Below are 11,401 nucleotides of genomic sequence, written 5' to 3' on the forward strand. Positions count from 1 at the left end.
GATCCGACGTGCCCGCTGCGCTCCTCGACGCGGGCACGCAGCCACCGCTGCAGCGCCACCGCCTCGTCGGTGAAGCCGAGACCCAGCAACGAGTAGACCGAGAACGAGGCGTCGCGGACCCACGTGTAGCGGTAGTCCCAGTTCCGCTCGCCCCCGATCTGCTCCGGAAGCGCGGCCGTCGGAGCGGCCACGAGGCCGCCGCTCGGCGCGTACGTCATGAGCTTGAGCGTGATCGCGGAGCGGTTGATCGTCTCGCGCCACYGGCCGGCGTAGGTGGACTGGGCGAGCCACGACTTCCAGAACGCGACGGTGTCGTTGAACAGGTCCCACGCCTCAGTGACCCGGACCTGTCTCGCCGGCCCGTGACTCCCCGCAACGAGGAGCGCTCCGCGCATCTGGCCTGCGGAGAGCGTGAGCTCCGCCCGCACGTCTCCGGCGTCACTGACGTCCAACCGTCCGAGGCGTTCGTCCTCGGCCTCCCGGACCAGGTGGATGGTCAGGGCATTCGCGGAACCCTCGAAGACGACGCCGTTGTCGGTCACCGAGGTCCGGTGCGGTTCGCGACCGTAGTCGAAGCGCGGCGCGACCTCCAGGACGAAGGTCATGCGGCCGCGCACGCAGCGGACCATCCGGAGGATCTGGTGCTCGGTGGACGCGGTGCTCGTGCTGGCGATCGGCATGAGGTCGACGACCTCGCCCACTCCCTCCTCGGTCAGGAAACGGGTCACCAGGATGGCCGTGTCCGGGAAGTAGAGCTGCTTGCGGGTCACGCTCTCTGCTGCGGGGCGGATCGAGAAGTGACCACCATCGCGCTGGTCGAGCAGGGCGCCGAAGACGCTGGGTGAATCGAAGCGGGGCGCACAGAACCAGTCCACGGTCCCGTCGGTCGACACCAGCGCCGCGGTCTGCAGGTCGCCGATGAGCCCATGGTCCGCGATGAGGGGATAGCCGGCCATCGTGTCCCCGTCCCTTCTCAGGTGGTTGCGCCAAGTCGTCCCACTGTCTCTGGGGTCTCCGACGCCGGCATCACCCCGTGGGGATGACTGGGCCGTGGAAAGAGCGTGGACGGCCGGCACCCCAGCTGCGTCGGAATGGCAAGGCGCCCCGCCTTCCGTGTGGAAGGCGGGGCGCTTTGGCGAGCCACATCTCAGCGTGAGCTGACCGATGGATTCAGCTGCAGCCGCTGGTGCTTCCGCAGCCCTCGCAGACGTAGCAGGAGCCGGCGGGACGCATCTTCGTGCCGCAGGTCATGCAGATCGGCGCGTCGGCCGTGATGCCGCCGAACTTCTCGAGCAGCTCGGCCGAGCTGTGCACGTCCGAGGACGCCTCACGCGCGGAGGCCGCACCGGCACCGGACTTGACCTCGGAGGCCTTGAGCTCCTCCTTGGTCAGTTCCTCGGACTTGGGCTCGGCCTTCTTCGAGACCGGAGCCGACTGCTGGAGCGACTCGAGCTCGTCCTCGAGGTCCTCGTCGGACTCGTCGGACTCGATCGCCTCGTAGGAGCCGGTCTCGACCTGGCGAGCACGCTCCGACGCCGTGTGGATGCCCATGAAGGAGCGGGTGTCGAAGTCGAGGTAGTCGAGCGCCAGACGGCGGAAGACGTAGTCCATGATCGACTGCGCCATGCGGACGTCGGGGTCGTCGGTGAGGCCGGCCGGCTCGAAGCGGAGGTTCGTGAACTTCTCCACGAACGTCTCGAGCGGCACGCCGTACTGCAGACCGATGGAGACCGCGATCGAGAAGGCGTCCATCACGCCGGCCAGGGTCGAGCCCTGCTTGCCGAACTTGAGGAAGATCTCGCCGAGCTGCTGGTCGTCGTAGGTGCCGGCCGTGAGGTAGCCCTCGGCGCCGCCGACGGCGAACGAGGTCGTCTGCGAGCTGCGGCGCTTGGGCAGGCGGCGACGGACCGGGCGGTACTCGATGACCTTCTCGACCTTGACCTCGGAGGCAGCGGCGTCCGCGGCAGCCTTGTTGTCCTTGGCCGTCGAGCCACCGTCGGACAGCGGCTGGCCGACCTTGCAGTTGTCGCGGTAGATCGCGAGCGCCTTGATGCCGAGCTTCCAGCCCTGCATGTAGACGTCCTGGATCTCCTCGACCGTTGCCGTCTCGGGGAGGTTGACCGTCTTGGAGATGGCACCGGACAGGAACGGCTGCGTCGCGGCCATCATGCGCACGTGACCCATGGCCGAGATCGAGCGGGCGCCCATGGCGGTGTCGAAGACCTCGTAGTGCTCCGGCTTGAGGCCGGGCGCGTCGATGACGTGACCCTTGTCGGCGATGTACTCGACGATGGCCTCGATCGACTCCTGCTGGTAGCCCAGCTTCTTGAGCGCGCGCGGGATGGTGAGGTTGACGATCTGCATCGAGCCGCCACCGACGAGCTTCTTGAACTTGACGAGCGAGAAGTCCGGCTCGATGCCGGTCGTGTCGCAGTCCATCATGAAGCCGATGGTGCCGGTCGGCGCGAGCACCGACGCCTGGGCGTTGCGGTAGCCGTGCTTCTCGCCGAGCTTGACGACGTCGTCCCACGCCTTCGTCGCGAGCTGGTGGACGTCGGAGTCCATCGCGTCGAGCGTCTTGATGTTGTCGTTGGCGGCCTGGTGCTTGCGCATGACCCGCTTGTGGGCGTCGGCGTTGCGGGCGTAGCCGGCGTAGGCGCCGACGACCGAGGCCATCTCCGCGGAGCGCCTGTAGGCGGCGCCCGTCAGCAGCGAGGTGATCGAGGCGGCCAGGGCGCGCCCACCCTCGGAGTCGTAGCCGTGGCCGGTCGCCATCAGCAGCGCGCCGAGGTTGGCGTAGCCGATGCCGAGCTGGCGGTAGTTGCGGGTGGTCTCGCCGATGGGCTCGGTCGGGAAGTCCGCGAAGCAGATCGAGATGTCCATCGCCGTGATGACGAGCTCGACGACCTTCTGGAAGGTGACGGCGTCGAACGTGTCGTCGTCGCGCAGGAACTTCAGCAGGTTGAGCGAGGCGAGGTTGCACGAGGAGTTGTCGAGCGACATGTACTCCGAGCACGGGTTGGAGGCCGTGATGCGGCCCGTCTCGGGGTTGGTGTGCCACGCGTTGATCGTGTCGTCGTACTGGATGCCCGGGTCGGCGCACTCCCACGCGGCCTTGGCGATCTTGCCGAAGAGCTCACGGGCGTCGACGGTGTCGATGACGGAGCCGTCGGAGCGCGAGCGCAGACCGAACTCCGTGCCGTCCTCGACGGCCTTCATGAACTCGTCGTTGACGCGGACCGAGTTGTTGGCGTTCTGGTACTGGACGGAGACGATGTCCTTGCCGCCGAGGTCCATGTCGAAGCCGGCGTCGCGCAGGGCGCGGATCTTGTCCTCCTCGCGCGCCTTCGTCTCGACGAACTCCTMGATGTCGGGGTGGTCGACGTCGAGGACGACCATCTTGGCCGCACGCCGCGTCGCGCCGCCCGACTTGATGGTGCCGGCGGACGCGTCGGCGCCGCGCATGAAGGAGACGGGGCCGGAGGCCGTGCCGCCGGAGGAGAGCAGCTCCTTCGAGGAGCGGATCCGGGAGAGGTTGAGGCCGGCACCGGAGCCGCCCTGGAAGATCTTCCCCTCCTCCTTGTACCAGTTGAGGATCGAGTCCATCGAGTCGTCGACGGAGAGGATGAAGCACGCCGAGACCTGCTGGGGGCTCTTGGTGCCGACGTTGAACCACACCGGCGAGTTGAACGAGAAGACCTGGTGCAGGAGCGCGTGCGTCAGCTCGTGCTCGAAGATCTCTGCGTCCTCGGGTGAGGCGAAGTAGCCGTTGCTCTTGCCCGCGGCGGCGTACGTCAGCACGACGCGGTCGATGAGCTGCTTGAGCGAGACCTCCCGGGCCGCGGTGCCGACGGCGCCACGGAAGTACTTGGTGGTCACGATCGTGCTGGCGTTGACCGACCAGAAGTCGGGGAACTCGACGCCGCGCTGCTCGAAGATCGTCTCGCCGGTCTTCCAGTTCTGCTGGACGACGTCGCGCTTCTCCCACGTCACCTCGTCGTACGGGTGCACGCCGGGCGTGGTGTAGATGCGCTCGATCTTGACGCCCTTGGCGCCAGCCTTGGAGCGTGAGCTGCGGTTACCGATCTCCGTCATGTCGTGCGGCCTCCCTGACCGTGTCTGCTGCTGGTGGTGAGTCTTGCGGGGAGCACCGACAGTGGGTGGTGCTCCGGTGGTGCGTGGAGGGTGGTTACCGCGGGGCGTCGAACCGGGCGGGAGCGCTGGGCTCCTCCCCCAGCGCGGCGCGCTCGGCTCGCAGGAGCGCGATGGCTCCCTCGAAGTCCTCGAGGCTCTCCCACGCCTGGTAGACGCTGGCGAACCTGAGGTACGCGACCTCGTCGAGCTCGCGGAGCGGTTCGAGGACGGCCATGCCGACCTCGTGCGCCTCGATCTCGGCGTTTCCCTGCGACCGGATCGCCTCCTCGACCTTCTGGGCGAGAAGGGCCAGGTCGTCCTCGCTGACCGGGCGCCCCTGGCATGCCTTGCGCACGCCGGTGAGGACCTTGGCCCGACTGAACGGCTCAGAGGCACCCGACCGCTTGATCACGTTGAGGCTCGAGGTCTCGAGCGTGGTGAAGCGGCGGTTGCACTCGGGACACTGGCGACGCCGGCGGATGCAGGCGCCGTCGTCGGTCGTGCGCGAGTCGATGACCCGGGAGTCGGTGTGGCGACAGAACGGACAGTGCACGCCTGGTCACCTTCCCTTTCCGAGATCCAGTCGTTCCAACGAGATGCGGCCGCCCCGCATGCCGACCACCACCCCTCCCCGGGGCTTGTCGGTGTTCGTGGGACCGACGTGAGCTGGGGATGGGGCTGGGGACGACTTGGGGATGACCTGTGCGTAACCCCCGATCGCCTGGGGACTACATGTGGACGTCTTACATCTGTGTAACTACTAGATGTAGGGGTAACTGTAGGCACGGTGTGACCCCGATCGCAAGCACACGATGCCGATCCGGCGCGTCGAGTCGCTGACCTGCACAAATGCCACTGGCGTCCCAGACGCACCGGGCGTGTCGCGGGTCGTGGCGCCCGTTTGACCACCACATCTTGGGGTGAGCCCCGCCCGCGCATCCCTCATCTACCGGGCTACGACGAGACCCAGCACGACTGCGTATGCCGTGTGCCGGCTCACGCCCGGGCCGTCCTCGCGACGCGCTCGGCGCGGCGATGCACAGCCATGGTGTGACGACGACATGGCGCACGGGTCCTTGCTCGCGGAGCGTCGATGTCAGAGGCTTCGTGGCGTGACAAACCGGACATCAGCGCAGGACCTCCTCGATCCGACGCAGCAGCGAGAGGAAGCCCTGGCCGGCTACCAGGTCCTGGGCGATGCACCACAGCGCGAGCTGCAGGCCCTCGTCGACATCGCCGCCCAGGTGTGCGCGGTGCCGCGGGCCGCGATCAACATCATCACCTCGACGCAGCAGCGGCAGATCGCGACGACCGGCTTCGCCGCCTCGATCTGCGCCCGCGAGGACTCGATGTGCGCCGCGGTGCTCGAACACACCGACCGGGTCGTCGTCCCGGACGCCAGCCTGGACGCCCGATTCCGCGAGAACCCTTTCGTGACAGGCATCCTCGGCGCCGTCCGCTTCTACGCCTCCGCACCCCTGACCACGCCGGACGGCGTCATCATCGGCCGTCTGTGCGTCTTCGACCCGCAGCCGCGGGAGCTGGTCAAGGCGCAGGAGGAGGCGCTCGTCACGATCGCCGAGCGCGTCGTCGACGTGCTCGAGCTGCGCCTGCGGACCCGCGAGCTGGAGACCTCCCTCGTCGCCCTGACTCAGACGAGGGACGAGCTGCACCGCTCCAACGAAGCACTGTCGGTCTTCGCGGGCCAGGTGAGCCACGACCTGCGCACGCCGCTCACCGCGATCGTGGCCAGCACCGAGATGCTCGGCCAGCAGCCCGCCGTTGCCGGTGACGTCTGGACGGGGCGTCTCGTCGCCACCGCCCACCGGTCGGCGACCCGGATGGCCGGGATGATCGAGCAGATCCTCGCGCACGCCAAGGTCGGCGCCGAACTGCACCGGACCGACACGGACCTGGACGTCGTGCTCGCCTCGGTGCTCGAGGATCTCGCCCCGACCCTCGAAGCGAGGTCGGCGAGCGTCGCAGCGGGCGAGCTGCCGACGCTGCCCGCCGACGGGCCGCAGCTCTACTCGGTGCTGCTCAATCTCGTCTCCAACGCGGTGAAGTACGCGCGTCCTGGCGTGCCGCCCGTCATCGAGGTGTCCGCCGAGCGCAGCGGCGAGAGCTGGCGCCTCTCGGTGCGCGACAACGGCATCGGCATCTGCGCCGGCGACCGCGACCTGGTCTTCGGCCTCTTCAACCGGGTCGAGACCTCCGTCGACGGCAGTGGCATCGGCCTGGCCACCGTCAAGCGAATCATCGAGGCCCACGGCGGCACGATCGGGATCAGCTCGGTGGAGGGTCCGGGGACCGACGTCTGGTTCGAGCTCCCTGCGGTGGTTCGCGGTCACGACGATCCGGGCGGGAGCTCGGAAGCCCGACGGTTCGCGGAGCTCGCGTGAGGGCGACCATCGCCACCACGACGGCGACGAGCGCCCGCGGGTCCTGGGCAAGAACCAGGACGAGCACCGACAGGTAGGCCCACAGCGCCGACCCGTCGTCGAGGGAGCTGCCGAGCGCCTCGGCCCCCGTTCGCGCGGCGTCATCGAGCAGGACCGCTGCGGCGTGGACCGCCGCACCGGCCAGGGCCGCACCGACGGCCCAGCGCAACCGGTGCAGCCACGCCGGCGCCCGTCGCCTCGGCGGGACCGGACCCCGTGATGCGTCGGAGTCGGTCACCGGCCCGGACAGGGCGCGGCTTCGGGGCACCGGGGGCAGGTTGGGCTGGGCCAGTGCAACGGCGAGCACGACGCCGAAGGTCACCACACCGAGCAGCGCGGCGGGAGAGAGTGCGTGGAGCGCGCCGTCGCCTGCGCCCGTTCCATCGGCCGCGATCCAGCCGACCACGACGTACGGGAGTGCCTGCAGGAAGGCCAGTGAGAGACACGCGGCGAGGACGAGGCGGTCACGGCCGGCAGCCACCGTCACCCGGTCGACGTCGGCACCCACGTCCGGGTCTACGTCGGGGTCTACGTCGGGGTCTACGTCGGGGTCCACGTCGGGGTTCAGCTCGGCATCGGCGTCGGCGCTCACGGGACCAGCCTCGGCCAGCTCATCGGGTCGGTCCCGAGACTCGGGCCCGTCGTCGTGCAGGCACGCTCGTCAGCGCCCTGGAACACCCGGAGGCCAGGCCGGCCGGCGGCGATGACCACGAGGTTGCGCGCGCTGTCCGTGCCGGCGCGCAGATAGTCGGAGTGCCCGGCTGAGGTGCGCCCCACGTCGACGAACTCGGATCTGGAGTGCAACCAGTGGTTGCAACCGGACCCGGCCTGTTTCAGCGCGAAGGTCGACAGCCGGGCCGCGCCGGCCACCCCGGCTGCCGGGGTGCCGTGCACCATCCACCCGTAGTTGAAGACGTCGTCTCCCACCGCTCCCAGGACGTTGAGGGAACCGGGCTTGAGCGCGCTTCGCGACGCGTCGGAGAACGGCAGGCCGGGCGCGCCGAAGAGAGCCACGTCGTCCACGGCACTCGTGCGCAGCGACGCGAATCCTGCGAGGGTGGCCCCGTAGGAGTGGGCCCACACGGTCTGGTGGGCGGGATGGTCACGCGCCGCCTCGATGCCGGTGGCGAAGTCCGCGAGGGCACCGGCGTTGTCGCGGGCGAGCTTGGCGTTGAGCACGTTCCGGTCGATGGAGCTGACGATCTCGTGCACCTGTGGGGCGTCGTAGCCCATCCACGTCACGATGGCGACGTCCTGCCCGGCCGCGACCGATCGGGCTTCGGAGCGCATGCGCACGAAGGTGTCGTCGTAGCGGCGCAGATCCGTGCCGACCATCGTGGACAGGCCACCCACGAAGGTCACGACATGCTCGGCCCGGTCGACGTCCCCGACCGCGACCACCGCCTTGACGTCGAGCCCGCTCGGGTCGATGAGCAGGAGCCGCCGCTCGCCACCGTCACGACGTGCGAGCACGTCTCGGACCGCTTGGAGGGCGGCGACGTGCTCATCGGCGCGGGTGCGCTCTGCAGCGTTGCCGACCCATCCCGACCGCCGTGCCTCCCGGGCCTCCTCCCACGCCACCCCCTCCGCTCGCGCGAGCAGCACGAGGTTGGCCTCGTGGCGTGCCGTGGCGGGAACGCCGTCACGCGGCCCCACCCACTCCGGGTGCTCGCGGATCGCCCTGCGACGCTCCTCGTCGGTCAGCGAACGCCACCAGGCAGCCGACGCGAACACCTGGGCGCCCACGCCCCCCGCGGCCGAGGCAGCCGGTGGCGGCGYCAGCGGCACGAGCACCGCGACGCCGGCACCGGCACCGGCACCGCCTGTCGACGTCGCGCCGCGGGCCGATGACAGCAGCGCCCGCAACAGCTCGTCGTCCGTCTCGGCGGCCGCACGGCACGCCTGCGCCAGGCAGGCACGCACCTCGGCACGCAACAGCTCGTCGAGGCGGGCGCGGTGCGCCTCGAGGGCAGGGTGACCGAGGGAGGCCCGGACCGGGAGGAAGAGGCGCCCGTCCTCGTCGACCCACGCGCCCTCGTCCACCGCCCGCCGGTCGGCACGGTGGACGAGGTCGATGGCCGCCTGCAGCCGGCCCGCCGCGTGACCGACGGCCTGGCCCGCCACCGCGATGCTCGCCGCCAGCCGACCCAGCCCGGCGACCACGACGGCGTACCGGTCAGCCGCGGCTGACGATGCGGCACCCGACCAGCGCGGGGCAGCCGCACGACGCCAGAGCACCAGCTCGACAAGCACCAGCACTCGTCGTCGGCGGTCCTCGAGCCCCCCGCTGACGGCCGCCAGCACCTGCGGTCGGCTCCCGCGGATGTCGCGCACCGACATCGTCAGCGACCCACCGGCGACGGTCACCGCGAGCTGCCGAACGATCGTTCGACGCTCTGCCGCGCTGCACGCTCCACCGCGTCGTAGGTGTCGGCCGCCGCTGCCAGGGATCGCCCCAGCTCCTGCAGGTCCCAGCGCGTCGCGCCCAACCGGACCGTCCACGCCGCAGCGACGTCACGCAACGCCGCGCCGCAACGGCTACCCGGCAGGGCCGCGGCCAGAGGCGTCAGCTCCTCCGCGATCCCGAGTCGTCGAACCCGCACCAGGACCTCATCGACCGTGCCGGCGTCGTCGCGCAGCGCGGCCGTGTCCACCTCGAAGCGCATGCCCGCTCCTCTCCCCAGGGCAGCCACGCTAGGCCGCCCGCGGGGCAGCGTTCGTGCGTCATCCACAGGCCGCAGGACGACAGCAGAACGCCGCACCCCTGGACAGGGGTGCGGCGTCCGTGGCAGGAACGACGGGGTCGAAGCGCCGCTACCGCCAGCCGCTGAAGGTGGAGCCAACGCGGCGGTTCAGGTGGGATGGTCGAAGCGAAGGCGACACGGCATACGCGAGCGACCAGAGCCCGGGTGGGTCCCGGGTCAGCGTCCGGGGATGACGAGCTGCTGGCCGGCGTGGACCGCCGGGGAGCTGAGACCGTTGGCGACCTGGAGCTCGACGACACCCTCGGCCGTCGACACCTCGGGCAGCTCGCGGGCGGCGACCCCCGAAAGCGTCTGGCCCGACTGGACCGTGACGGTGCGCGGCTCGCCGGAGGCCGACGCGAGCTGGCCGACCAGACCCACACCGAGGACGGAGACCACCGTCGCGACGAACAGGGTCACGACGAGCCGACCGAACCGCGTCAGGCGCACGGCTGGTCGCGCGGCGCGCGCCTCGCGGGCGGCCCGGGTCGCATCGCGGCCGGTAGGCACCAGCACGAGACGGGGCCGACCGGTCGGCAACGACCGCGCAGGCTCCTCGGTGTGCGGCGAACGAACGGCCTCGAGGACGATGGCGCTCATGGTGACCTCCCCTTGCTCCGGAACTGGCGAACACATGTTCGATAGAACGTCTGTACGAGTTGTAGCACGTATGTTCGATGAAGTCGAGACACGCCTCGAACAGGTGTTTGGCAACTGTGTTCGAACCTCGTAGTCTCTGCTCACACCAGAAACCTCACCAGCCACCACTGACACTGGCCCCGCGCCGGGCGTCACACCGCGGTCTGACGAGCTGACGAAAGGGACACCATGGGCGTGACCGAGCTTCCCGATCGCGAGACCGGCGACGGCCTCACCGTCCGCCAGCGACGGGTGCTCGAGGTCATCCGCAACTCCGTCGACCGCCGCGGCTACCCGCCGAGCATGCGTGAGATCGGCGACGCGGTCGGCCTGGCCAGCCCCTCCAGCGTCTCCCACCAGCTCAACGCCCTCGTCGCCAAGGGCTACCTGCGACGTGACCCCAACCGGCCGCGCGCGCTCGAGGTCGTCTCCCCCGACGCCAAGGCCGAGGAGCTGGGCTACCGCGGGGGCGACGCGACCCCGCCGCGTGTGCGGGGCGACCAGTACGACACCGACACCGGCTCGGGCGACGCCCGCCCGGAGGCCTCCTACGTGCCCGTGCTCGGGCAGATCGCTGCCGGCGTGCCGATCACTGCCGAGGAGGTCGTGGAGGACGTCTTCCCGCTCCCCAAGCAGCTCGTCGGCGAGGGCGACCTCTTCCTGCTCAAGGTCAACGGTGACTCGATGGTCGACGCCGCCATCTGCCACGGGGACTGGGTCGTCGTGCGCCAGCAGCAGCACGCTGACAACGGTGACGTCGTGGCGGCCATGCTCGACAACGAGGCGACGGTCAAGACGTTCAAGCGCAAGGACGGCCACGTGTGGCTGATGCCGCACAACCCCGACTTCTCCCCCATCGACGGCGACCACGCCACGATCCTCGGCAAGGTCACGGCCGTCCTGCGTCGCATCTGAGCCCGCGGTCCGATGACACCGTCACGCACTCGGGACGTCGTCCTCACCTACCGCTACCTGCGCGGGGCGATGATCGCCCTGCTGCTCATGCTGCTGCTCTCGGTCGGCTACCAGTGGTGGTGGGAGACGGACCACTCGTGCTGGCTCGGGTCGATCAGCGCGTACTACTACACGCCCGCACGCTCGGTCTTCGTCGGCTCCTTGTGCGCCCTCGGTGTCAGCCTCATCGCCTACAAGGGCCACTCTCCCGAGGAGGACGTGCTCCTCAACTTCTCGGGTCTCATGGCCTTCGTCGTGGCCATGGTGCCGACCGTGCCCGACGCACGGTGCGGACCGAACCCCTACACCCAGACCCCGGCGGAGATCGCTGCCGCCGTGCGCAACAACATCTGGTCGCTCGTCGTCGTGGCGGTCATCGCGGCGGTCGTGGTCGCCTGGCTCGAGCATGGCGTCAGCACCCGCGACCCCGCCGAGCACCTCAGCGCGCGATCGGTGGTCATCACCGTCGTCTGTGGCGCGGTCCTGCTC

Annotated in this window: 9 protein-coding genes and 1 pseudogene; 3 read left to right on the forward strand and 7 right to left on the reverse strand. The window is 69.9% G+C overall.

The window, feature by feature from the left end; all coding sequences use genetic code 11:
* From AC1DP0_RS10310 to nrdR, 3 genes are all read right to left on the reverse strand, one after another.
* A partial coding sequence (locus AC1DP0_RS10310; protein ID WP_478084301.1) for a glycoside hydrolase family 15 protein occupies window positions 1-956 on the reverse strand: 956 nt, incomplete at its 3' end.
* 214 nt (window positions 957-1,170) lie between these two features.
* Entirely contained in the window at window positions 1,171-4,095 is a 2,925-nt protein-coding gene (locus tag AC1DP0_RS10315) for a vitamin B12-dependent ribonucleotide reductase (RefSeq protein ID WP_478084303.1), read from the reverse strand.
* 94 nt (window positions 4,096-4,189) lie between these two features.
* Window positions 4,190-4,687, reverse strand: coding sequence for a transcriptional regulator NrdR (gene nrdR, locus AC1DP0_RS10320; RefSeq protein WP_442280267.1), 498 nt, complete (start codon window positions 4,685-4,687; stop codon window positions 4,190-4,192).
* Between the two features lie 559 nt (window positions 4,688-5,246).
* On the opposite strand from nrdR, the gene AC1DP0_RS10325 reads away from it, so the two are divergent.
* Window positions 5,247-6,536, forward strand: a complete 1,290-nt coding sequence (locus AC1DP0_RS10325) for a sensor histidine kinase (protein WP_478084305.1) — start codon at window positions 5,247-5,249, stop codon at window positions 6,534-6,536.
* Here AC1DP0_RS10325 and AC1DP0_RS10330 read toward each other — a convergent pair.
* The 4 genes from AC1DP0_RS10330 to AC1DP0_RS10345 all read right to left on the reverse strand — a co-directional run bounded on the left by AC1DP0_RS10330 (window position 6,421) and on the right by AC1DP0_RS10345 (window position 9,919).
* Entirely contained in the window at window positions 6,421-7,167 is a 747-nt protein-coding gene (locus tag AC1DP0_RS10330; RefSeq protein WP_478084306.1) for a hypothetical protein, read from the reverse strand. The genes AC1DP0_RS10325 and AC1DP0_RS10330 overlap by 116 nt on opposite strands.
* Entirely contained in the window at window positions 7,164-8,942 is a 1,779-nt protein-coding gene (locus AC1DP0_RS10335; RefSeq protein WP_478084308.1) for an alpha/beta hydrolase, read from the reverse strand. The genes AC1DP0_RS10330 and AC1DP0_RS10335 overlap by 4 nt, the downstream gene beginning before the upstream one ends.
* Window positions 8,939-9,241, reverse strand: coding sequence for a type VII secretion target (locus AC1DP0_RS10340; protein ID WP_478084310.1), 303 nt, complete (start codon window positions 9,239-9,241; stop codon window positions 8,939-8,941). Before AC1DP0_RS10340 ends, AC1DP0_RS10335 begins: the two co-directional genes overlap by 4 nt.
* Window positions 9,242-9,496: 255 nt before the next feature.
* Window positions 9,497-9,919, reverse strand: coding sequence for a LysM peptidoglycan-binding domain-containing protein (locus AC1DP0_RS10345; RefSeq protein WP_478084315.1), 423 nt, complete (start codon window positions 9,917-9,919; stop codon window positions 9,497-9,499).
* Between the two features lie 228 nt (window positions 9,920-10,147).
* Between AC1DP0_RS10345 and lexA the strand changes: the two genes are divergently transcribed.
* The gene (lexA, locus tag AC1DP0_RS10350; protein ID WP_478084319.1) at window positions 10,148-10,873 is read left to right on the forward strand and encodes a transcriptional repressor LexA; all 726 of its coding nucleotides are present in this window, start codon (window positions 10,148-10,150) and stop codon (window positions 10,871-10,873) included.
* Between the two features lie 12 nt (window positions 10,874-10,885).
* Window positions 10,886-11,401 (forward strand): annotated as a pseudogene (locus AC1DP0_RS10355) (hypothetical protein); the annotation flags it as partial.

The organism is Terrabacter sp. P5_B1 (assembly GCF_056400505.1).

Bases quoted from the DNA above. Each gene is read 5' to 3' on its own strand.
- AC1DP0_RS10340 (WP_478084310.1), bottom strand. From the start codon at position 9,241: ATGCGCTTCGAGGTGGACACGGCCGCGCTGCGCGACGACGCCGGCACG.
- AC1DP0_RS10345 (WP_478084315.1), bottom strand. From the start codon at position 9,919: ATGAGCGCCATCGTCCTCGAGGCCGTTCGTTCGCCGCACACCGAGGAG.
- lexA (WP_478084319.1), top strand. From the start codon at position 10,148: ATGGGCGTGACCGAGCTTCCCGATCGCGAGACCGGCGACGGCCTCACC.